This is a genomic window from Acinetobacter baylyi DSM 14961 = CIP 107474, assembly GCF_000368685.1.
GTDB classification, from domain to species: domain Bacteria; phylum Pseudomonadota; class Gammaproteobacteria; order Pseudomonadales; family Moraxellaceae; genus Acinetobacter; species Acinetobacter baylyi.
The window spans coordinates 119154-143047 of the sequence record NZ_KB849625.1 but is presented as its reverse complement, the minus strand read 5'-3'; the positions used below and the strand labels follow the sequence as shown (position 1 = coordinate 143047).

The window sequence follows — 23894 nt, the reverse complement described above, 5'->3', positions numbered from 1 at the left end:
AGAGCTTTTGAATGTTGACCCCCTATATCCATTCTTTTGCCTTGTTTTTTTCACTGCTGAATCCGTTCCTGATGAGTATTTACATGATCGGGATGATCCGTAATTCGGATGCCAGGGTATTTAGTAAGGCTTTAATTCAGGGATGCATGATCGCGTTTATCGTCTTCATGTTATTTGCATGGGGAGGAGAAACGATTTTTAGCAAATATCTGAACGTACGCTTTGAAGCTTTTCAGATTTTTGGTGGGTTGATTTTCTTGGTGATTGGCTATCGTTATGTGTTTCAGGGTGCAGACACGATTGGTGAAATGCGTGGTGCCCCTGAGCACTTGGCAGGCACCATTGCGATGCCTTTCATGATTGGGCCAGGTACCATCAGTGCTGCTGTCGTCACAGGGATTGGTTTGCCAATTGGTGGCGCAGCAATTGTTATTGCCTTAACTTTGGCAATGACCTGTAGCCTACTGATCTTGATGAAGTTTGCACATGATCATTTACGTTATAAACATGCCAAATATATTGATCGCTATGTGGATATTGTAGGACGTTTATCTGCTTTACTCATTGGAACTATTGCGATTGATATGATTATCAATGGCGTAATGGGAGTGATCAAGGAAATCCCGGTAGGCTAATGGCTGATCCTCAAAACCGAAGCTTCTGCTTCGGTTTTTTATTCGAGTAATTTATTGAGTTTTTCTCGATAAGGACTATCTTCGGGCAATAAGTCAAACAGCCGATGTATGGCATCGACTCGCTCTGGTGCACGACTAATCAGGCGAAATAATTGGTCTACATCTTTCATTTGATAAATCAGATGGCTGAGTCTGGCATCAAAACAGTCCCGCCATGCGCACAAAAAGGGACTATCAGATTTATTCAGGAAACTGCCTTTATAGAGTGACAGTACAGTTGTCGTAAAACCTTGATTGAGTGCCTGCTCGGACATCAGAAAGTCGGACTGGATTTCACAATTTAATCGGTAAGGACGAGACTGAATACAATCGGGCAATAAATTGCGAAGTTGGGAGAGTTCGGATTTCAGCGTGGTATTCGTCACTTGCCGATCACCATATAAAGCGTAATGTAATTCGTCTAAAGAAATGCCATCGGGACACAATGCCAAAATACATAAAATTTCAATCTGACGATGACTTAAGGTCAGTACTTTTTGATTAAATTGAATGCGCGGTGTACCGAGCACTTTAATATAGAGTACATTGGTTTGTTCAAACTGAATTGCTCTGCGGACCAGATCTGCGCAGCGCTCAACCGCAAGTACGCCAAGTGCGTTATGTTTTTCATATTTGGTCGACAGATTCATAATGCCGTGTAGCTGGCCTGTCGCTTGATCAATAATTGGCGCTGCATAGCATACCCAATCTCTGACGCTATTCATCTGGTTTTCATGTGAATAGACACAACTGGCGCGATTGGTTTTGAGTGCAAGACCAATGGCATTTTTCCCGACAGCTTGCATTGACCAGTGTCCACCTTGAACAAAGTGAACCTGTTCGGCAGAGGAGCGCATAAGATGACTACTCCATGTCCAGCATAAGGTGCCATGGTGATCGGTGATGCCAATGGCCATGCCTGCATCTTCTGCAATATGCAGTAGCTCAGAATGACAATGTTGAATGGAGCGGCCAAATAAAGCCTGTTGCCATTCTTGGCCTAAATCGAGTAGAGGCGCAGATTCGCGTTTTAGAATTTCATCTGGTGAGGACTCACCTAAAATTAAGCCTGAATTTGAGTGAATATCAAATCCTTGTTTTTTTGACATATCCATCGTCATGATCCTTATGTGTCGTCATGATTCCATCACAACGGAGATCCATCTTTTCTCTTGTTTCAACTCATCTGATATTGATTAAAAAATAGATAATATTATTCATCGAGTATCTATAGACATATCTTGGGATCTGGGCAAGATCACCAAGATTTAGACATTTATTTGTAGCATGAAGCGGGAAGTAAGCATATAGATAAATGTTCATAAATCGTTAAGCAATATCAGATGTGGTATGTTTTAGTTGTTTTAAATCTTCTCGTGTAAAAGGCTTCGGTACAGCTTCGCCTCGGTATTGACGATCTGCATGATAACTGGAGCGAACCAGCGGTGCACTCCAGATATTTTTAAAACCTAGACGTTTGCCATGCTGTTCATAATGTTCAAATTCTGTTGGTGAAACAAATCGATGTACAGGTGCATGCGCTTTGGAGGGTTGTAAGTATTGTCCAATGGTGACCAGCTCAATATCATGATCGCGCAGATCATTGAGTAAGGTAATGACTTCAGCTTCTACTTCACCAAGTCCAACCATCAGACCACATTTGGTGACGACATCTGGACAATATTTTTTAAATTGCTGTAAAAGCTTTAATGAATGTTGGTAATCAGAACCTGGTCGCAGGGCGCGATACAAACGTGGAACAGTTTCGATATTGTGATTAAAAACATCAGGCGGAGAGCTGGCTAGAATTTTTAAAGCTATTTCGAGTCGACCACGAAAATCAGGCACTAAAATTTCGATTAATGTATGAGGATTGGTTGCACGAATTGCTTTTATGCAATCAACAAAATGCTGCGCTCCTCCATCCTTAAGATCATCTCGATCTACCGAGGTGATAACCACATATTGAAGCTGAAGATTGGATACTGCTTCTGCTAAATGTTGGGGTTCTAATGGGTCGAGTGTATTGGGCCGACCATGTGCGACATCGCAAAAAGGGCAGCGCCGAGTGCAGATATCGCCCATAATCATAAAAGTGGCTGTGCCACTTCCAAAACATTGTGGCAAGTTAGGACAAGCAGCTTCTTCGCACACCGTATGCAATTTTTGTTGACGTAATAAAGTCTGAATACGTTTGATTTCTTTGGGATCACTGATTTTGGTACGAATCCAATCTGGTTTTTCTGCTATTTCAGTACTAGGAATAATTTTAACAGGAATACGCTCGAGCTTTTCCTGCCCACGTAGTTTTTCACCAAGATAAATATTTTTATCGGGTTGGTCATTTATTTTTAAATCCATTCTAAAAATCCTTTTAATTTTAACATTAATATTTGAATATAATTTAAACTTAATTAAATATCTGGTTTGAATAATTAAGTTGAATCGTGTTTAAAATAATTTATTAGTTTAGTCTAACCAAGGTTGGTTAAAGGTTTGTTTTTAAACTATTGAAAATAATATATAATTTTACATTTTATTTTTTGATAATTATGTTTTTGATTTATATTGAATATTGAAATATTAACCTATTTTAATTTTTTTAGTCTAATAGAAAAGAAAATAAAAAAGGATTTATCTATTTGTATGAGTCATCTGCTCATACAACTTGGTTTCACTATTTTAAATCAAGATAAATAGGATAAGGATATGCAATTAACGGAAGAGCAATTATTAGCCGCATATAAACGGATGCGAGATATTCGTGAATTTGAAGACCGTCTTCATGAAGAAAATAATACAGGTGATATTCCTGGATTTATTCATCTATACAGTGGTGAAGAGGCGGTTGCGGTAGGCGTCTGTGAGAATCTCACCGATCAGGATTACATTACCTCTACCCATCGTGGGCATGGGCATTGTATTGCGAAAGGCTGCGATATTCACGACATGATGCTGGAAATTTTTGGAAAAGATGCAGGATTGTGCCGAGGTAAAGGTGGATCGATGCATATTGCCGATTTGGATAAAGGAATGCTGGGAGCCAATGGGATTGTAGGAGGTGGGCCACCGCTTGCAATTGGGGCAGCTTTAACGGCAAAAACATTAAAAACTGGTGGTATTGGCTTGTCTTTTACAGGTGATGGTGGATCGAATCAGGGCCTGACTTTTGAAGCGATCAATATGGCAGTTGTTTTGAAATTGCCTGTAATTTTTGTTTTCGAAAACAATGGTTTTGGTGAAGGTACGGCACATGATTATGCAGTCGGAAGTAAGGACATTGCAGGGCGTGCTGCAGGCTTTGGTTTACCTGCCGAGAAGGTAGATGGCACAGATTTTTTTGCAGTTTACGCTGCTGCACAAAAAGCAATACAACGTGCACGTCGTGGTGAAGGGCCAAGTGTGATTGAAACAGTCACCAATCGTTTTTATGGACATTTTGAAGGCGACCCAGGTCTCATCCGTTCTAAAGATGAAATTGATTATGTGAAGGAACATAAAGATCCGATCAAGATTTTCCGTGAAAAGGTCAAGGGCCAGATTGATGAAGCCAAATTGGATGCCATTGATGCTGTTTCAAAAGCCAATGTCGATGATGCTGTAGCCAAAGCACGAGCAGCAAAATATCCCGAAGTCTCTCAACTTTTGACAGATGTCTATGTGTCTTACTAAAGGAATAGTAAAGAAATGCCAAATAAAAGCTATCGAAATGCCATTAAAGAAGCCATTGAGCTAGAAATGCGCCGTGATCCGACTGTCATTGTGGTGGGTGAAGATGTCCGTGGCGGGCATGGTGGCAAAAATACAGATGAAAATAAGCTCGAAGGTTTTGGTGGTGTATTGGGTGTAACCAAAGGTTTGTGGACTGAATTCGGTTCTGAACGTGTGATTGATACCCCTATTACCGAGTCTGCCATTATTGGAATGACCGCAGGCGCGGCAGCAACAGGCTTACGTCCAGTTGCAGATTTGATGTTTATGGATTTTTATGGTGTCTGTCACGACATGCTCTATAACCAGGCCGCCAAATTCCGTTATATGTTTGGTGGTAAAGCCAAAGCACCGATGGTCGTGAGAGGCATGATTGGTGCTGGTTTTTCGGCTGCAGCTCAACATTCCCAGTCACCTTATAATGTCTTTGCATCTGTACCTGGTTTAAAGGTCGTGGTGCCATCTAGTCCTTATGATGTCAAGGGTTTACTGATTCAAGCCATTCGAGATAACGACCCTGTTGTGTTTTGTGAACATAAACTCTTGTATGACATCAAGGGCGAAGCACCAGATGAAGCCTATACTATTCCGTTTGGGGTTGCCAATTACACCCGTGAAGGAACCGATGTCACCATTATTGCATTGAGCCTCATGGTTCATCGGGCCAATGAAGTTGCAGACAAACTCGCCAAAGAAGGTATCTCTGTGGAGGTGGTCGATCCACGTACTGTTTCACCACTTGATGAAGATGGGATTTTAGAATCCGTTGCAAGCACGGGTCGTGTGGTGATTGTGGATGAATCAGCAGCACGATGCGGTTTTGGACATGATGTTGCGGCGCTCATTGCACAAAAGGGTTTTCACTATTTAAAAGCACCTATCGAACTGGTTACACCGCCACATACGCCTATTCCTTTTTCACCAGTACTTGAAAAAGAATGGATACCAAGTGTCGAGCGGATCGAACAAGCGGTCAGAAAAATACTGGAGGCTTAGGATGAGCGAAATTAAAACACTGGAAATCCCGAAATGGGGATTGTCCATGGAAGAAGGAACAGTCGCACAGTGGCTGATCGAAGAAGGCACCAGTTTCAAAAAAGGCGATGAAATTTGTGAAATTGAAACCACTAAAATTGTAAACGTCCTCGAAGCGCCTTTTGATGGTACTTTGCGTCAGATTCTGGCACATGCAGGAGATACGCTGCCTGTAGGTGGCTTGATTGCAATCTGTGCCGAAGCTGATGTTTCTGATACCGAAATTCAAAATTTTGCTCAGAATTTAAACGGTACTCAGTCGTCTAATACTCCAGCAGACGCTAAAGTAACAACAGTTCAAACGCCTGAAGTTGATCAATTAGCAGTAGCAAACAGTCAAGCTCAGTCTCAAGCGATTATCGAAACCAAAGCACAGGTTTCAAAAGACGGTGTTGAGATTCCAGCAGCTTTGCAGGGCTTTAAGGCGTCAGATGCATTTACTACGCCGCATGCATTCAAACTTGCAGAGAAACATAATATTGATCTTTCCCAAGTTACTGGTACAGGCCGATTGGGGCGCATTAGTGTGCAAGATCTGCAATCTGCGGTACAGGCAGCAGGCGGTCAATGGGCAGAGATTAAACGTCAGGGCAGTAGCAAAGCAATCAAGTCAACTGCCGATGATCGGCATATAGCTGCAACACCTGTCGCTCGACGTTTAGCCCAAACATGGGGTATTAACTTAAATGATTGCCGAGTTTCGGGTACTCGGGGGCGTGTCTGTAAAGAGGATGTTGAAGCGGTCTATTATCGTGAACATCCTGTATCAGAAACTGCTTCAACCGCGAGTTGTGCTGATACGCCAGTTGAGCTAAATTCTGTCAAGCCTATTGCCATGAATGCGATGCGTAAGGCCATTGCTTCAAGATTACAATTGGCGAAACGTAATGCACCACATTTTCGTTTGAGCATTGAAGTGAATGTTGAAGCTTTGCAAGCTTTACGTCAGCAGATCAACGATACGGTACCCCAGCTCAAGCTATCGATCAACGATATGTTGATTAAAGCGGCTGCGGCTGCGCTGATTAAAGTGCCAGAAGTCAATGTGCAATATGACGAACAAAAACAGCAGATTTTACAGTTTAAAGATGCTGATATCTCGGTTGCAGTTGCCATTGAAAATGGACTAATTACACCGATTGTTAAAGCAGCCAATCAGAAATCGCTCGCCACAATTTCGAGTACGATGCGAGATCTGGCAACCCGAGCCAAAACAGGTAAGCTTCAGCCTGATGAGTTCCAAGGTGGTAGCTTTAGCATTTCCAATTTGGGAATGCTCGGCATCAAAAACTTTGATGCGATTATTAATCCTCCACAAGGCGCCATCATGGCACTGGGGCGTTCTGAGGCACGTGCTGTAGTTGAGCATGATCTCATTGTAATTCGGCAGATGATGACAGTCACACTCTCTTGTGATCATCGAGTCATTGATGGTGCTTTGGGAGCCAAGTTTTTGGCGAGTTTCAAACAGTTTGTCGAAAACCCAGCTTTGATTTTGGTGTAGGAGGATGAGCATGTCAGACACACAATTTGACCTTGTGGTGATTGGTGCTGGTCCTGGAGGCTATGTGGCTGCGATTCGAGCAGCCCAACTGGGTCTAAAAACCGCGATTGTCGAAGCGACTCATCTGGGAGGAATTTGTTTGAATTGGGGGTGTATACCGACCAAGGCATTACTGGCGGGTGCTGAGCTTGCGCATCAATTTAAACATGCGTCGCAGTTTGGATTTGAGCTAGGAGATATCAATTTTGATTTATCTAAACTGGTTCAACATAGTCGTCAGGTTTCAGCGCAATTGGTGCAGGGGATTGAGCACTTACTTCGTAAAAATCAGGTCAGCGTATTTTATGCAAAAGCCAGATTTATTGCCAAAGAGCGCTTAGAGCTGGTCGATGCGCAACAGCAGAAACAGATGATTCGTGCCCCGCATATTATTGTGGCAACAGGTGCACATGCGGCTTCACTTCCTCAGATTCCAGTAGATGGTGATTACGTTTGGTCTTATAAGGAAGCATTGCAACCCAAGCAACTTCCCAAGTCTTTACTGGTCATTGGTTCTGGTGCCATAGGCAGTGAATTTGCGAGCCTGTATCAGGATTTGGGAAGTCAGGTCACACTGCTCGATCTTGCCAGGCAGATTTTACCCACCGAAGATCATGAAGTTGCACAGTATGTACGAAAGCAGTTTGAACAAAAGGGCATGCGTATTCTGACAGAAAGTACCGTACAGCATTTAGAAGTTTGTGAGGGAAAGGTACATTGTGAAATACACGATCCTTCTGGAGTTCAATCCCTAAGCTTTGATCATGTGCTCTCAGCCGTGGGGGTTAAACCCAATACACAGAATTTGGGTCTGGAACAATTGGGTGTGGCATTGACAAATGGATTCATCCAGACAGATGAATGGTGTCGAACCAATGTCGTCGGCATTTATGCGATTGGCGATGTTGCTGGCGCGCCTTGTCTGGCACACAAAGCCAGCCATGAAGCCATATTATGTGTAGAGAAAATTGCGGGTATTGCAGATGTACATCCACTCAATCGGCTACAAATTCCAGGTTGCATCTTTACCCACCCTCAGGTTGCCAGTATTGGATTGACTGAGCAGCAAGCCAAAGCAGAAGGCAAACAGATTCATATTGGGAAATTTCCAATGTCTGCCAACGGCAAAGCGATTGCACTTGGGCAAACCGCCGGTTTTGTTAAAACCATTGTTGATGTGGAATCTGGTGAGTTATTGGGTGCTCATATGGTCGGTCATGAAGTAACAGAGCAAATACAAGGTTATGCAATTGCACAGGCACTTGAAGCAACGGATGAGCATCTGGCACAAGTCATTTTTCCTCATCCAACTTTGTCTGAAGCAATGCATGAGTCTATTCTGGCATCTATGCAACGGGCGATTCATATATAAAAATATGACCTTTACCACTGTGTAAGGTCATACAGTTTAAAGGGTTTCAACAAAGTTTTAAAAGGAAGATAACAATGAAAGCAGCACGTTTTTATGATCGTGGCGACATCCGTATTGAGGATATTCCTGAGCCTGAAGTAACGGCAGGAACAGTGGGCATACAGGTGGCGTGGTGTGGGATCTGTGGAACAGATTTACACGAGTTTATGGAAGGCCCGATTTTTATTCCACCATGTGGACATCCGCATCCAATTTCGGGAGAGTCAGCACCTATCACCATGGGCCATGAATTTTCGGGTGTGGTATACGCTGTGGGTGAAGGCGTAGATGATATTCAGGTAGGCCAGCATGTGGTGGTCGAGCCATATATCGTGGCAGATGATGTTCCAACAGGTCCTGGTGAAAATTATCATCTTTCTAAGAATATGAACTTTATTGGTCTGGGTGGTCGTGGTGGTGGCTTATCGGAAAAGATTGCAGTCCAGCGCCGTTGGGTACATCCAATTTCAGAAAATATTCCACTTGATCAAGCCGCATTAATTGAACCACTCTCTGTCGGACATCATGCCTATGTTCGAAGTGGTGCGAAAGCAGGTGACGTGGCATTGGTGGGCGGCGCAGGCCCGATTGGTCTACTGCTCTCTGCAATTTTAAAGGCCAAAGGTTTGACGGTTATCATTACCGAATTAAGCAGCAAGCGAAAAGAAAAAGCCAAAGAATCTGGCGTTGCGGACTATATTCTCGATCCGACTCAAGTCGATGTGATTGCAGAAGTCATGAAAATTACGCAGGACAAAGGTGCAGACATTGCATTTGAGTGCAGCAGTGTGAATAAAGTATTAGACACACTGGTTGCTTCAACAAAACCAACAGGTGTTATTGTCATTGTATCGATCTGGAGCCACCCTGCAACCGTAAATGTACATAGTGTGGTGATGAAAGAGCTGGATATTCGCGGAACAATTGCCTATGTCAATGATCATCAGGAAACGATTAAACTGGTCGAACAAGGTAAAATTAATCTGGCGCCGTTTATTACGCAGCGCATTAAATTAGATGATCTGATTTCTCAAGGATTTGAGACATTGATCCATAACAATGAATCGGCTGTTAAAATTATTGTGCATCCTTAAGTTGTACAATTGCATAGAAAGAATAGAAGGAAGAACAATATGCCAAAAGGATTAAAAAATAAAATTGCACTGATTACAGGCGCTGGGCAAGGTATTGGCCGTGGTATTGCCGTGCGCCTGGCACAAGAAGGTGTGCATCTGGCACTGGTAGACTTAAATCAGGAGAAGCTAGATCAGGTATTACATGAGGTTCAGCAATACGGCATTAAAGCAACGACTTTTATTGCAGATGTCAGTCAGCGTCATGAGGTTTTTGCTGCCATTGATCATGCTGATTTAACCTTATATGGTTTGGATGTGGTCATTAATAATGCTGGGATTGCACAGGTACAAGCCATTGATGATGTTACCCCAGAACAATTCCAAACGATTATGGATATTAATGTTGCAGGTGTACTGTGGGGAATACAGGCGGCGGCTGATAAATTTAGAACATTGGATCGTAAAGGCAAAATTATCAATGCAGCTTCAATTGCAGGACATGATGGATTTGCTTTGCTGGGCATTTATTCTGCAACAAAGTTTGCTGTCCGAGCACTCACTCAAGCGGCAGCCAAAGAATATGCCAGTGCAGGGATTACAGTGAATGCCTATTGTCCAGGAGTGGTGGGTACTGATATGTGGGTTGAGATTGATCGGCGGTTTGCTGAAATCACAGGGGCTGAAATTGGTGAAACCTATAAAAAGTATGTCGATGGAATTGCGCTAGGGCGTGCACAAACACCTGATGACGTGGCTGCACTGGTTGCTTTTCTTGCCAGCGATGACTCAGATTATATTACAGGCCAATCGATACTAACGGATGGCGGAATTGTTTATCGGTAGTTGTGATGATGTTGGAACAGGGCAGCGAATAGCTGCCTTATTTTTTAAGTGAATGATTGAATGAGTTCATTACGATTATTCGGCATAAAAATATTTTAAATTTGGATTTACATCGATGAAAATGATAAGCAATACAATATAAAATAATTTTCAACTGTGAATTATTCTCAACTATAAAACTCAAAATAATGATTCTGCTTGAATATTTGCCGCTTTTAGCATGTTTTTCAACGTTGAAATATCTCATAATAAACGGTGTAAATTCTTCCCGTGTAGAGTGAAAAAGATATGTCTCCATTAGATCAAGTTACACAAGCTTCAGAAGATCAATCCGAACTTACAATGTCTGTTTTAATGACGCCTGATATGGCAAATTTTTCAGGAAATGTTCATGGTGGTACGATTTTAAAGCTGCTTGATCAGGTCGCATATGCATGTGCGAGCCGTTATTCAGGAAGTTACGTGGTGACGCTTTCCGTCGATAAAGTGACTTTTAAAGAGCCAATCTATGTAGGCGAACTAGTGACATTTTTAGCGAGTGTTAATCATGTCGGACGGACTTCAATGGAAATAGGAATCCGTGTTGAAGCTCAAAATATTCGAAGCAGGACTGTACGACACACCAATAGTTGCTATTTCACGATGGTCGCTGTTGATGAAACGGGAAAACCACAAAAAGTACCTGAACTGAAATTAGATACAGAATGGAAAATTTGTCGTTTTGAAGCTGCCGAGCTACGTAAACAACGCCGTTTACAAGACAATTCTAATCCTTCGTGTAGCTTGTTTAAGAAAAATACAGACGGCTGATGAGTGTCTGAAATAGCAAAAGTAAATTTGACTGTATTTAAATCATAAAAGCCTAAAATAAAAGGGCAAAACCGCAGCAATGGTTTAGCCCTTTTACTAGATTAAAGTCTAAGTGTTATCTCGGAGACTTTAATGAATCTTATTGAACAGCAGGTTGTGCAGGTGTTGTGGTTGAAGCTTCAGCAGCGCTTTCAGTGGTTGGTTGAGCTGAATTTGGTTGTGCAGCAGCAGCTTCTGGAGAAGTGGTTTCAGGCAATTCCTGCGTTGATACAACCACTTTTTCGCTTGATTGTGGTTGAACTTTTTCATGTGCTGATGCAGCAAATGTAGTTGCAGCAGCAAAAACGAAACTTGAAGCAAGTAGAATTTTAACTAATTTCATTGGAGGCATCCTTAATTTATTCAAATAAACTATGACATCCTGAATAGTGTCTAAACACGGGTTGGGTCAGGACTTGTTCATCATGCTAAAAGCCAAAAATTGATCTGACAATTGTTCCAACAAAGTGAAACATTCAGATTAACACTCTATTTACATAGATGAAGCTTATGTATAACCCGTGTAAGTAAATACAAAAAATGACTTAATTAAATGTTTTGAGATATTTCATTTTGGTTATTTTTTAATCTAAATCTTTACTTAAAAAAACAACAGACTGTAAATGAGAGCGATTCAATCATTGGGATTTTCTTTTATTTAATGAATATTTATTAATTTTATTAATCAATTTCTTGCTACCTTTCACATAAATTTGATAACTGTGCGATTACTCACAGAATCGAAAAAATTCATGTCTAAGGAATTCTTGCATTAATTCAGCTCGAATTTAAGAGATACTTAGGTAAAATCATTATTTTTATTGCCTATGGATTGCATGTGAAACTGCTCATTCCTCAGACTGTTCCCACACATATTATTTCTGGATTTCTAGGCGCAGGTAAAACGACGCTGCTACAGCACTTACTGAGTCAGAAGCCAGAAAATGAAGTCTGGGCTGTACTGATGAATGAGTTTGGCCAGATTGGTATCGATCAGCAACTTTTACCTCAGCAACAAGGTTATCAAGTCAAGGAATTGTTGGGCGGTTGTTTATGCTGTAGCAGTCAACTGCCTTTACATATTGCATTGGCCCGATTACTTACCGAGACTCAACCAGATCGACTTTTTATTGAACCTACAGGTTTAGGGCATCCTGCCCAATTGGTGGAGCAACTGACTGAACCTCATTGGCAAAGTAGTTTGAATATGCGTGCATTGATTACTGTGCTGGATGGGAGCCGTTTGCATGAAGAGGCATGGGTTCAGCAAAACTTATATGAAGATCAGTTAAAAGCAGCACAGATAGTGGTGGTGTCGCATGGTGATCAAATGAGTGGTACAGATGAAAAGGCGTTAGAAAAATTACAGGAAGAATATCAAGCCTATTCACAATCTTGGTTTAAAACGGCAAATGGTGAATTAGCCTTAGACGCTATTGATCATCCTCATCTTGTCACCTCTAGAATCTTACAGCCGTTACTTATGCAACAGAAAACATTCGTTTCAGCACAAGAACCAATACCAGAGATCAAACAGCTTCCATATCACTATGTTGAAAGTTCGCAAGGTTATCATGTAGCAGGCTGGAAAATGCCACGTCGCTGGATTTTTGATTTTGACTCGTTATTTGAGTTGTTATGCAATCAATCCAACTGGCTCAGAATCAAAGCGATTTTTAATACCAGTCAGGGCTGGATGATATTTAATTTTAATCCCGAACAGTTTAATTACAAAACAGGACAGGCCAATACGGATAGTCGAATTGAAATTATTACAAGCCAGTTAGGCAACTGGCTTGATTTTGAGAAACAGTTAATGGCATGTCGGCTAGATGAGCAGAATACTTAAGTGTTTAGTTGACTGATGATTTATGCTCAAGTACGGCACGTGCTTGGGCATGGTCAATGTCCTTTTCCCAATGTGCAATCACTACCGTGGCAACACAATTACCAATGAGGTTTGTACACGCTCTCACAATCCCAATAAACCAGTCTACAGAGAGTAAAAGGACTAAACCAATTGCAGGTAGGCTTGGAATGACTGATAACGTTGCAGCAAGAATTACCAAAGCAGAACCTGGAATTCCATGCGCACCTTTTGAAGTCACCAAAGAAACTAGAAGAATCATCAAAAGATTATGCATGGATAAATCAATATTGCAGGCTTGGGCAATAAAAATAACACCTAAGGTTAAATAGATTGAAAAACCATCCAGATTAAATGAATAACCTGTCGGGATGACCAGACCTACGGTTGAATCCTTAATACCTAACTGTTTGAGTTTTTTCATGACTTGTGGAAGCACAGAATCAGAAGAGGCCGTACCCAGTACAATTGACAATTCATCTTTAAAATAGTTCAGAAATTTAAAGATATTCAGTCCTGCCATTTTCAGGATGCCACCTAAAATGACCACCACAAATACAATACAGGTGATGTAGAAAAGTAAAACCAGATAACCCAGTTGAATTAATGAATCCGCACCAAATTTGGCGGTGGTATAAGCCACCGAGCCTAAAACACCGAGTGGTGCAAGACGAATGATCATTCCCATCATTTTGAAGAAAATTTCTGAAAATGCTTCCAGTGCTTGGCGGACAATTTCAGCAAGATGTTTGGGGACCAGCAGCATGGCGACGCCAAACAAAATTGCAATGAGCAGAACTTGTAAAATATCGCCATTGGCAAATGCACTCACCAAAGTCTTAGGAATGATATGTAAAATAAAGTCTGAACCCGTACTCATCTCATGAGCACGATCGGTATATGTGGTTAAGTCCTTACCATCGAGTTTGCTAATGTCAATATTCATTCCTACACCTGGTTTGAATATATACGCAATTGCAATGCCCAAAATAAGTGCAATTGAAGTGACTGCTTCAAAATAGAGAATGGTTTTTGCACCAACTTTACCCATTTTTTTAATATCATTTGCACCATAAATTCCAAGAACTACAACACAAAAAACGATGGGTGCAATCAACATTTTAATGAGAGAAATAAAGCCATCACCTAAAGGCTTTAAATTTAAAGAAAAATCATGAAAGCTGATACCTATGATCATCCCAACAATTAAGGCGATAATCACTTGGAGAAACAGGTTTGACTTTAATTTCTGCCACATATTCAATTCATCAAACAAATAAGACTGGTCAGACCAGTGCAAAAACCTAGCCAACTTTTGATGATAGTGAATAAATCTAATCAATCTCAGTCAGAAACAAAATGCTCATTGTCGAGCTAGGCAATGCTTTATCAAATCATCAACCCGATATACTTCAAGATTGAAAATCGAGTATTCTATGCGCCATTCAAGAGGACCCTATTGTTATGGCGCTTAAAGCAACCATCTATAAAGCAGATCTAAATATTGCCAATATGGATAGTCATCATTATGCAGACTATCAATTGACTCTGGCTTTGCACCCGTCTGAAACAATTGAACGTTTGATGGTGCGTATTTTAGCGTTTGCTCGTTTTGCAGATGAAAATCTACAATTCACGAAAGATCTATTCGAAACAGATGAACCCGCATTATGGCAAAAAGATCTTACAGGCCAGTTAGAACAATGGATTGAATTAGGTCAGCCATCAGAAGATAAACTTAAGAAAGCCAGTGCTCGTTGTAAGCATGTCGTGGTGGTGACCTATGGGCAACAGGTTGATGAATGGTGGAAAAGAAATAATAAAGTCAAAACATTAAGTAATGTGGAAGTTTGGCAGTTGGCGCCAGAAACGACCTCACAACTAGAAAAGCTATGTGAACGTACTATGCAGTTACAGTTAAATGTGATGGATGGCGAGTGGACTTTATTGAATGATCATGAACAGGTTGATGTTTCATGGACAAAATTGCATTAAGTACAACATGGTTTAAATAGACAGAATTTATATTAAAGGTAGACATGCTATGCAAGAATTACAGATTATTGATTTAAAAGTAGGTGAAGGTAAAGAAGCGGTAAAAGGTGCTTTAATTACAACGCACTACACAGGATGGCTCGAAGATGGCACTAAATTTGATGCTTCTATAGATCGCGGTAATTACTTTGAATGTGTAATTGGTACTGGACGAGTCATTAAAGGCTGGGATCAGGGTATTATAGGTATGAAAGTAGGCGGAAAACGTAAGTTGATCGTGCCTGCACATCTGGCTTACGGTGAGCGCAAGATGGGAAACATCATTCCTGCAAATTCTAATTTGATTTTTGAAATTGAATTATTTGATGTAAAAACCCGTGATTAAACCAGGATTATAAAAAAGCCCATTCTGGGCTTTTTTATAGTCACTATAATTTTTAGATTATATTAATGAGTTTTATATTTTAAATTTTGATAAGCTTATTTTATAAAAACATAATGCAAACATAATTATTTTAATAAAATTTATGTTTAAATAAAAAAGTCAAGATTAAGTTGCATTATAAAAAATATCATTGGTCTAATAAAATAAAAGTATTGTGGCTATCAGTTTTAAGAAACTTTTCAGCTTAATTCGGTATAACATATGCTATGTAAAAGTCTGGACACTTTTATTTAAGTTTCAATCAAGGTCATGCTTAAAATCTTGCTTAAACTGAAAAAGTTTTCAGAAAACAACTTTTTTTTAAAAGATGATATTTTATGCTAACTCGCTTCCCTTTGAAACTAATCACATTAAGTGTTTCCACAGTCTTAAGCTTATCTTTAGGCTGTGCACATGCTGAAACTGGTACATCGACCAATGACAATCCTGCAGTGAAGGAAGTTCCGCTCGTAACCAATCCGCATACTGGAGAAGAAGCCGAAGAAGCACCAAAAATTGATGTGTCAACGCTTACTATTATTGGATATCATGAAATTACGTCAAAAGAAGCGATAATTCCTGATTATGCCGTAACACCACAGCGTTTTGAAACACATTTAGATTGGCTAATTAAAAATGGTTATCATTTTATTAGTGTTGACCAATTAATTAAGGCCAATGAAGGTAAAATAAAACTTCCAGCTAAACCCGTCTTATTAACTGTCGACGATGGTTATCAATCATTTTATGACTATGCTTATCCAATTTTAAAAGCACGTAAAATTCCTGTTGTTTTAGCCGTTGTCGGTAAATGGCTCAATGTCAAGCCAAATCAAATGGTACAGTTTGGTGACGATAAGCTTGCGCGAAATAAATTATTAACATGGGCTGAAATTAAGGAAATGCAGGATAGTGGTATTGTCGAAATTGGCAGCCATAGCTTTGACTTGCACCATGGTGTGATGGGTAATCCGCAAGGCAACTCCGAGCCTGCTGCAACCACCCGTATTTATGACCAAAAAACCAAAACTTATGAATCTGATAACGCCTACGAAAAGCGTATTTCAGATGATTTGAAGAAGAATATTGAAACCTTTAAGGCAAATGGAATTCGTGCACCGCGTGTGATGGTTTGGCCGTATGGGCGATACAATCTTGAAACTGTTCGAATTGCCAAAAAATTGGGTATGCCAATTACCATTACACTTGATGATGGTCCTGATCATGTCACCAAGTCTTTAGGTCATTTAAGCCGTATTTTGGTCAGTAAAGGTGAGAGTACCGATGATCTGGCGCAAGACATTTTGACGCGTCAAATGAATTTGACAGACAATAATCGTCCGCAAAAAATTATGCATGTCGATCTGGATTATATTTATGATCCAAATCCAGAGCAGATCGAACGTAATTTGGGACACTTGTTGGATCGTATCCGCGAGATGGGTGTTAACACAGTATATTTACAGGCTTTTTCAGATCCTGATGCCAATGGCTCTGCGGATATGGTGTATTTCCCGAATCGTTATATTCCAATGCGTGCCGATTTATTTAACCGTGTCGCATGGCAAATTGCAACTCGCACCAGTGTCAACCGTGTATATGCATGGATGCCACTTATGGCTTGGGAACTACCAAAGAGCAATCTAGCGTCAAAAAAATTGGTGGTGACTCAACAGCCAAAAGAAAGCGATCATTTGAATATGGGATATATCCGTTTAAGTCCATATTCTCCTGAAGCACGTAAAGTGATTGAAGGAATTTACACAGATTTGGCGAAATCTTCGACATTTGATGGTATACTCTTCCACGATGATACCACCTTGTCTGATTATGAAGACGCAAGTCCAGATGCGCTGAAGGCGTATGCAAAAGCGGGCTTGCCAACAGACCTCGAAAAAATCCGCAATGATGATGCTTTATTGTCTAAATGGACTGATTTTAAAATTAAGACTATCGACAATTTTGCGATGAAGTTGGCCTCAGATGTTCGTTATTATCAACCGTATCTAATGACCGCACGTAATCTGTATGCGCAGGTTGCACTGTCTCCTTATGCAGAAAACTGGTATTCCCAGTCTCTTGAGCAGTCATTAAAACGTTATGATTTCACTGCTATTATGGCCATGCCTTACATGGAACAAGCAGAAGATCCGACAAAGTTCTATCAGGATATTGTAAAACGTGTCAAACAGTATCCAAATGGAATAAAGAAAACTGTATTTGAATTGCAGGCAACCAATTGGCGAACAAACCAACCTGTTCCGTCTCAGGAGCTTGCCGATACAATTCGCTCTTTGTATCAACAAGGAGCTATGCATGTGGGCTATTATCCAGATGATCCATTTAAGGACCATCCTGATACCAAAACCATGCACGACGTATTTGTGACTAAACCTTCAAAGTTAGTCCCGTAACAGGAATTGACCATGTCAACCACTTTACATCATTTGTGGCAAACAGCGCTAAACTTCGTGTTTTATTACCCGCTGTTTATGTCCTATTTATGGATGATGGGTGCGCTTATATTTTACTGGAAAGAGCGCAAAGATCCTCCATACAAAGAGCCAGCACCACTTGAATCATATCCAATGGTCGCTGTGCTTGTCCCTTGTTTTAATGAAGGGGATAATGCCGAGGAAACCATTACCCATGCACTGGGGCTGGATTACCCAAATTTTGAGGTAATTGCCATTAATGACGGGAGTTCGGATAACACCGCAGACGTACTCAATCGTCTGGCTGAAAAGTATGAAAAACTGCGTGTGGTTCATCTTGCTCAGAATCAGGGTAAGGCAATGGCGCTTCAAGCAGGCAGTCTGTTAACTGAAGCAGAATTTTTAATTGGTATTGATGGTGATGCTTTACTCGACTCACACGCTGCAAAATGGATGATCAGACATTTTCAAGAAGATCATACCGTTGCGGCTGTGACGGGTAACCCACGTATTCGTACCCGTTCGACTTTGATTGGTCGTATTCAGGTAGGTGAGTTTTCATCGATTGTGGGTATGATTAAACGTGCACAGCGTACTTTTGGGCGTTTGTTTACGGTTTCTGGTGTCATTACGGCGTTTCGTAAAAGTGCTGTGCATGAGGTGAACTATTGGTCACCGAACATGCTTACCGAAGATATTGATATTACCTGGAAATTACAACGTGCTGGCTGGGATATCCGCTTTGAGCCAAATGCTCTGGTCTGGATTTTGATGCCTGAAACCTTCCAAGGTTTATGGAAACAGCGTTTACGCTGGGCGATGGGTGGGGCACAGGTTTTAATTAAAAATCTGGATGTTTTCCTTAAGCCAAAGTTAAATTTTTTATGGCCGTTAATGTTTGAATTATGCCTGACATTGGTATGGTCATATTTGATGTTGATCATGGCTGTATTGTGGTTGATACATTTTGTGTTCCCACTTGGGCAGCTTTCAGGAATCAGTTCACCGTTTTTACCTTACGGTAGTGGAATTTTGTTGGGTGCTACCTGTCTGATCCAATTTGCAATGAGTAAATGGATGGATAGCCGTTATGAACCAAACCTCGGTAAAAACTATTACTGGATGATCTGGTATCCGTTTGTGTTTTGGTTAATTACCATCACAGCGACAATCATGGCTTTTCCAAAAGTTCTGCTGCGTGGTAAAGAAAAACGTGCGCGTTGGGTGAGCCCTGACCGTGGTATTCGTATTCAAGATTAAGCATATTTGCTGAGTAGATGTTCATGAAGTCACATGATTTGATTATCGATTTGCGTCGCCAATTACCTTGGCATAAACGTTATGTTTCAATGACAACGACTGCCATGATGTGGGGCGGGTGGCTGTTATTGTGGCGTCCTTTCCTATTGGTATGGCTATTGGTTGAGTTACAAAAAACACATTTGGTGCATCGTGTATTTAGCGCGATGAGCCTTGGTCTTGAGCATGGGATTACAGCGTTAATCATCTGTTCAGTTTCACTATTACTTTGGAGTAACTATATTCCTGCTAAAAGTGTTAAAAAGATCAAACAAAAAGACTTAAATGACTATGCGGGTTATTTTGAGTTAAACCAGCAGCAAATTCAGCTTGGACGTACTCAAAAAGTTGCTATTGTTCATCATGACGAAAATGGACGCATTACTCATATCGAATGATAGAGCGTAAATTTTAATCAACTCATGATGTTATGAATGCCAGTTTGCTTCTGTAAGCTGGCATTTATATTATGGCTGTTTCATGGCCTCCATTTGGAATCAAATGAAAGGGAATTCAAACTATTTGTAAAACTGGTTTGTACAGAATATTGGATATGTTTAAAAAGATGCAGTGGATGATATGGATAAATCAAACAAATTAAATGCTGTCGAAAGTATCCGAGGGTTGGCATGTCTGGCTGTGGTTTTTTCACATTTAAGTTTAAGCTTTTATCCGTATTTGCATCATTTTGAAGATCATGATCAACCACAAAATGCATTAATTTACTTTATTCATCATTCTCCATTTGCTTTTTGGTATTCAGGTACTGCAGCAGTTTATGTATTTTTTGTGCTCAGTGGCTTTATTTTATCTTATGTGATCTGTAACAGCCGCCAACCCAGACAAAAGATTAAATCAATGCTCGTCAAGCGTTATCCACGTTTGGCGATTCCTGCTTTCCTTTCCTGTATTCTGCTGTGGGCTGCGCTGTATTTCACAGATTTTAATAGCTCACAAGCTCAGTACTGGCTTCAGGTACTCGCTCATCAGGACTCGACACTATCCCAGGCAATTTATGAAGGCACTTTAGGTTCTTTTCTTTTTGCCGAGTCCAGTGTTAACTGGGTGTTATGGACCATGCAGGTCGAATTGTTTGGATCATTCCTTTTATTTTTTTTATTGTATATCCGTAGTTTTAACTCGTTCATTTTCTTTGTGCTCATTTTTCTGTTCCCTTTTTCATTTCATCTGTTTGCAAGTCAGGATTTATATCTGGGTTTAATCAGCTTCATACTAGGTTCGCTCATTTTTCTTTATGGACGCGTGATTCCATCTGGCATAATTGCAATTTTGATGCTTACTCTGGGGCTTTATTTGGCGGGTGCGCATAATACTAGTATGGCATACCACTGGATTTTCAAGGTGTTAGATAATAAAACCTACGATTATTGTAATTTTATTTCAGGTTTTTTGATTGTTTATAGCATCTTAATGAGCCCTTTATTATCCAAAGCGCTTGATCGTCCAGTGTTTGTTTATTTGGGAAAATTATCTTTCTCAATTTATTTATTGCACCTGATGATCCTGTATCTGATTTGTTTGCCTGTATTTAATTTATTCATCGCCTATGGTTTGAATTATGATAGTGCTGTGATTCTGGCATCACTCATCTGCCTATTGGCAATTTTAGCCTGTTCAGATGTATATAGTCGTTATATAGACCGCTTTGCTATTTATGTAAGCAATCAGCTTTCAAAATACATGGTGGGGATGTAACGGGACTTTGAATATATGCAAAATAGATTATGGTGTTACGGATCTGCGTCACTTCCTTTCCTCTTTATGCTTGAATTGTCATTATGTCGCCACTTGAAATTTTTGCCGTAATCATCAGTGTTATTGGGGTCGCACTCACGATCAAACGTAATATGTGGTGTTGGGGATTTAATTTTCTGGCATTTATTCTTTACGGCTATCTATTTTTTAGTTTCAAACTGTATGGTGAAACCATATTGCAGGGTTTTTTCATCATTATTAATTTTTACGGGTTTTATTACTGGCTCAAAGGTAAGCAGACTGAGCATGAGATTCGTATCGTCGCCATTCCTGCCAAAACGGTCATCATACAGATGTTGCTTGCGGCGCTTGGCGGTTTAATTTTTGGATTAAGCCTAAAACATTTTACCGATGCCGCAGTACCGATGCTGGATTCGCAACTGGCTGCATTCAGCCTACTTGCAACTTATTGGACAAGTCGTAAACATATTGCCACTTGGGTGTTGTGGGTATTTGTGGATATTGTCTATGTGGGTATGTTTATTTATAAAGATTTATATTTAACCGCAGGATTATACGCAGCGTTTGTGGTAATGGCAGCATTTGGTTGGTGGCAATGGGAACAGGTGAAACGTAAGCAGCGATCAGGGTTGATCTGATGAACCTACTTAGTCTGGACCAATATAAAGCAAACTGTTTTGACCAGCTTGCGCTTAAAATTCAGCAGCACCCTGAACGTTATCTTGATTTTGATTCTGTATCGGATCTCTATAAAGCAGATTGGTTAAATGAGTTCCCACAAGGCACCGAATGGTCAGTTTCAGGGCTGGATGATGGAGCAGATGAGTTTTATATCCTCATTCAATTTAAACAGAAAAAGCTCATCATCGAGATCAGACAAGGGCATAACAAGATTGATATCAATCTATAACTTTGTATTTTGTTATACACGCTAATATAGGCGAAGGTATAAAGTTGGAATACATGCAATGAGCGATAAATTACTAATCATGTTTCATGGTGTAGGCAGTAATGGTGTAGATCTATTACCAATTGCACAATATTGGCAGCGTCAGATTGATGGGCTTGATATTGCTTATCCAAATGCACCTTTTCCGTTTATGCATAGTCATGAGGTATTTGAGTGGTTTAGCCTCACTGGAATTACCCCGCAAAACCGCTATGAACGCATTGTGGATGCACGTGAGTATTTCGATCAAACCATTTTAAGAACTTTGCAAGAGCATAAGTTTCAAGGTGACTTAAGCCAGTTAATCTTTTGTGGATTTTCACAAGGCACGATCATGTGTCTGGATGCGATTGTGTCTGGGCGCTGGTCGGTAGCAGGATGTATCGGTTTCTCTGGACGCTTGGCTTCGCCAGTCGAGTCGGATGTGCGCACGACTAAAATTAGCCTGATGCATGGAGAGGCGGATGCAGTGATTGCAGTCGAGGAAGGCCGAGAGGCTTATCATACTTTAAACGAGGCAGGTTTTGATGTGCAGCTAGAAACCTACACAGGCTTAGGCCACTCTGTAAATGAGCTCGAACTTAAAAAGGGCTTGGAGTTTCTTCAGGCACTTTAAAATAAAAAGCGCGTACTCTTTAAAAATACGCGCTTTTTATTTATGTATCTACTGAATATTTTTGTGCGGTCTCAAATTTTGTTTTAAACACAAAGGCTGTACATACAGCCATAATAGCCAGCGCAAAAATATAATACATGGCGCCAATTTTGCTGTATTGGCTCAGAATCTGAATTAAAGGCAGAGTCATACCACCCACAATCGCATAAGACACATTATAAGAAAAAGAAATGCCAGAAAAGCGAATAGGGGCAGGAAACATTTTAACCATACTGCATGACACCATACCTACTGTTCCCGAGCATAATCCAAGCAACATATATAAAATAAAGACAGTGCTATGACTTGCATGCTCAAGGCTTTGATAAAAAATCCCAGCAGTGACGGCAAGTGTTGTCGCACCAGCCATCATAACTCTGGCACAGCCAAATCTGTCTGCCAGTGTACCTGCCAATATACACCCGAGCATTTGCATCAGAATTGCTGCACTTTGCATTTTAAAGGTAAGCGCACGTTCGTAGCCAAAAGTACCAATTAATAAATTCGGCATTGCCAGAATAATCACCACGACGCATCCAGTGAGAAACCAGGTAAATAGCATTCCAATCACAACAGCCGAACGATGATGCATAACAACCTGTTGCACTGGCAGTTCTTTTGACAATTGTTTGCGTGCTTGCATGGTTTTAAATACAGGAGTTTCTTTCAGATAGCTTCTTAAATAAAGCGCAAATAGACCAAAAATACCACCTGCCACAAAAGCAATACGCCATGCCCAGGCATGTATGTCAGGTTCAGTAAATTGAACAGAGATTAACAGCGACATGAGTGCGCCCAGCAGAATTCCTAAAGATAAGCCTGCGGTTAATAGTCCATTGGCAATTCCAATACGTGACTCAGGAACATGCTCAGACACAAAGGTCCATGCAGCAGGAATCTCACCGCCAATCGCAATACCCTGAATGATCCGCATCATCAGCAAAAGCAGGGGAGCAGCATAACCGATGGTTTCAAAGGTGGGCAAAATCCCAATCATAAGTGTGGGCAATGACATCAATAAAATTGAAAGTGAAAATAGTCGTTTGCGTCCAACCAGATCGCCAAAATGTGCCATGACGATGCCACCCAGTGGACGAAAAAAATATCCTGCTGCAAAAATGCCATATGTATTGAGCATCGCCCAAAAGGGACTTAAAGTACTTGGAAAAAATAAGTCTGAAATAATTTTGGCGTAAAAAACATAGATGACAAAGTCGTAAAATTCTAATGCTCCGCCTAATGATGAAAGTGCAAGAGTACGTTTATCTTGTGCGGAAAGCTGAGGGACGGCATCCATGCTGTATAAATAATCATTAAAAAAGTGTGTTTGATATTAATAGAATTTTAAATTAAAAGTAAATTGATTCATTCTATTTACGGTAGGCCACGCC

At 40.6% G+C, this 23894-nt stretch carries 23 protein-coding genes and 1 pseudogene; 19 read left to right on the top strand and 5 right to left on the bottom strand.

The window, feature by feature from the left end; translation table 11 throughout:
- The first annotated feature begins 11 nt into the window (after positions 1-11).
- Positions 12-635 (top strand): MarC family protein, encoded by a 624-nt coding sequence (locus F952_RS02650; protein WP_004921786.1) that lies wholly within the window; start codon positions 12-14, stop codon positions 633-635.
- Positions 636-673: 38 nt separating this feature from the next.
- Here the strand turns inward: F952_RS02650 and F952_RS02645 are convergent, their stop codons facing one another.
- Both F952_RS02645 and lipA read right to left on the bottom strand, forming a co-directional pair.
- Positions 674-1789: a transcriptional regulator gene (locus F952_RS02645; RefSeq protein WP_004921783.1), complete on the bottom strand. Its 1116-nt coding sequence runs from the start codon at positions 1787-1789 to the stop codon at positions 674-676.
- Between the two features lie 214 nt (positions 1790-2003).
- Positions 2004-3035, bottom strand: coding sequence for a lipoyl synthase (gene lipA / locus F952_RS02640; protein WP_004921780.1), 1032 nt, complete (start codon positions 3033-3035; stop codon positions 2004-2006).
- 348 nt (positions 3036-3383) lie between these two features.
- On the opposite strand from lipA, the gene F952_RS02635 reads away from it, so the two are divergent.
- The 8 genes and pseudogenes from F952_RS02635 to F952_RS02605 all read left to right on the top strand — a co-directional run bounded on the left by F952_RS02635 (position 3384) and on the right by F952_RS02605 (position 11103).
- The gene (locus F952_RS02635) at positions 3384-4346 is read left to right on the top strand and encodes a thiamine pyrophosphate-dependent dehydrogenase E1 component subunit alpha (protein WP_004921778.1); all 963 of its coding nucleotides are present in this window, start codon (positions 3384-3386) and stop codon (positions 4344-4346) included.
- 15 nt (positions 4347-4361) lie between these two features.
- Positions 4362-5381, top strand: a complete 1020-nt coding sequence (locus F952_RS02630; protein ID WP_004921775.1) for an alpha-ketoacid dehydrogenase subunit beta — start codon at positions 4362-4364, stop codon at positions 5379-5381.
- Position 5382: 1 nt separating this feature from the next.
- Positions 5383-6178: pseudogene (locus tag F952_RS17165) on the top strand (E3 binding domain-containing protein); the annotation flags it as partial.
- A gap of 77 nt (positions 6179-6255) precedes the next feature.
- Positions 6256-6924, top strand: coding sequence for a dihydrolipoamide acetyltransferase family protein (locus F952_RS17160; RefSeq protein ID WP_410468491.1), 669 nt, complete (start codon positions 6256-6258; stop codon positions 6922-6924).
- Between the two features lie 10 nt (positions 6925-6934).
- On the top strand, positions 6935-8335 hold the full coding sequence (lpdA, locus tag F952_RS02620) for a dihydrolipoyl dehydrogenase (RefSeq protein WP_004921768.1): 1401 nt from the start codon (positions 6935-6937) through the stop codon (positions 8333-8335).
- Positions 8336-8409: 74 nt separating this feature from the next.
- Entirely contained in the window at positions 8410-9468 is a 1059-nt protein-coding gene (locus tag F952_RS02615) for a 2,3-butanediol dehydrogenase (protein WP_004921766.1), read from the top strand.
- A gap of 39 nt (positions 9469-9507) precedes the next feature.
- Positions 9508-10293: an acetoin reductase gene (locus F952_RS02610; protein WP_004921763.1), complete on the top strand. Its 786-nt coding sequence runs from the start codon at positions 9508-9510 to the stop codon at positions 10291-10293.
- Between the two features lie 288 nt (positions 10294-10581).
- On the top strand, positions 10582-11103 hold the full coding sequence (locus F952_RS02605; protein ID WP_004921762.1) for an acyl-CoA thioesterase: 522 nt from the start codon (positions 10582-10584) through the stop codon (positions 11101-11103).
- Positions 11104-11242: 139 nt separating this feature from the next.
- Here the strand turns inward: F952_RS02605 and F952_RS02600 are convergent, their stop codons facing one another.
- Positions 11243-11485, bottom strand: a complete 243-nt coding sequence (locus tag F952_RS02600) for a hypothetical protein (RefSeq protein WP_004921759.1) — start codon at positions 11483-11485, stop codon at positions 11243-11245.
- Between the two features lie 495 nt (positions 11486-11980).
- Between F952_RS02600 and F952_RS02595 the strand changes: the two genes are divergently transcribed.
- Entirely contained in the window at positions 11981-12991 is a 1011-nt protein-coding gene (locus F952_RS02595) for a CobW family GTP-binding protein (protein ID WP_004921756.1), read from the top strand.
- A gap of 4 nt (positions 12992-12995) precedes the next feature.
- On the opposite strand, the gene dctA is transcribed toward F952_RS02595, so the two are convergent.
- On the bottom strand, positions 12996-14267 hold the full coding sequence (dctA, locus tag F952_RS02590) for a C4-dicarboxylate transporter DctA (protein ID WP_004921754.1): 1272 nt from the start codon (positions 14265-14267) through the stop codon (positions 12996-12998).
- A 206-nt stretch (positions 14268-14473) separates the two neighbouring features.
- Between dctA and F952_RS02585 the strand changes: the two genes are divergently transcribed.
- From F952_RS02585 to F952_RS02545, 9 genes are all read left to right on the top strand, one after another.
- A complete protein-coding gene (locus F952_RS02585; RefSeq protein WP_004921751.1) occupies positions 14474-15004 on the top strand; it encodes a YaeQ family protein in 531 nt (176 codons plus the stop codon).
- Positions 15005-15053: 49 nt separating this feature from the next.
- The gene (locus F952_RS02580) at positions 15054-15389 is read left to right on the top strand and encodes an FKBP-type peptidyl-prolyl cis-trans isomerase (RefSeq protein WP_004921748.1); all 336 of its coding nucleotides are present in this window, start codon (positions 15054-15056) and stop codon (positions 15387-15389) included.
- Positions 15390-15766: 377 nt separating this feature from the next.
- Complete coding sequence (gene pgaB / locus F952_RS02575; protein ID WP_004921745.1) at positions 15767-17842, top strand: poly-beta-1,6-N-acetyl-D-glucosamine N-deacetylase PgaB; 2076 nt, start codon at positions 15767-15769, stop codon at positions 17840-17842.
- Positions 17843-17854: 12 nt separating this feature from the next.
- Positions 17855-19123, top strand: coding sequence for a poly-beta-1,6-N-acetyl-D-glucosamine synthase (gene pgaC, locus F952_RS02570; RefSeq protein WP_004921742.1), 1269 nt, complete (start codon positions 17855-17857; stop codon positions 19121-19123).
- 23 nt (positions 19124-19146) lie between these two features.
- On the top strand, positions 19147-19560 hold the full coding sequence (gene pgaD, locus F952_RS02565; protein ID WP_004921738.1) for a poly-beta-1,6-N-acetyl-D-glucosamine biosynthesis protein PgaD: 414 nt from the start codon (positions 19147-19149) through the stop codon (positions 19558-19560).
- A gap of 181 nt (positions 19561-19741) precedes the next feature.
- Entirely contained in the window at positions 19742-20878 is a 1137-nt protein-coding gene (locus F952_RS02560) for an acyltransferase family protein (RefSeq protein WP_004921735.1), read from the top strand.
- An 83-nt stretch (positions 20879-20961) separates the two neighbouring features.
- The gene (pnuC, locus tag F952_RS02555; RefSeq protein WP_004921733.1) at positions 20962-21537 is read left to right on the top strand and encodes a nicotinamide riboside transporter PnuC; all 576 of its coding nucleotides are present in this window, start codon (positions 20962-20964) and stop codon (positions 21535-21537) included.
- Positions 21537-21809, top strand: coding sequence for a hypothetical protein (locus F952_RS02550; protein WP_004921730.1), 273 nt, complete (start codon positions 21537-21539; stop codon positions 21807-21809). The genes pnuC and F952_RS02550 overlap by 1 nt, the downstream gene beginning before the upstream one ends.
- 58 nt (positions 21810-21867) lie before the next feature.
- Complete coding sequence (locus F952_RS02545) at positions 21868-22464, top strand: alpha/beta hydrolase (RefSeq protein ID WP_004921727.1); 597 nt, start codon at positions 21868-21870, stop codon at positions 22462-22464.
- Positions 22465-22504: 40 nt separating this feature from the next.
- On the opposite strand, the gene F952_RS02540 is transcribed toward F952_RS02545, so the two are convergent.
- Positions 22505-23800 (bottom strand): MFS transporter, encoded by a 1296-nt coding sequence (locus tag F952_RS02540; RefSeq protein WP_004921725.1) that lies wholly within the window; start codon positions 23798-23800, stop codon positions 22505-22507.
- Positions 23801-23894: the final 94 nt, after the last annotated feature.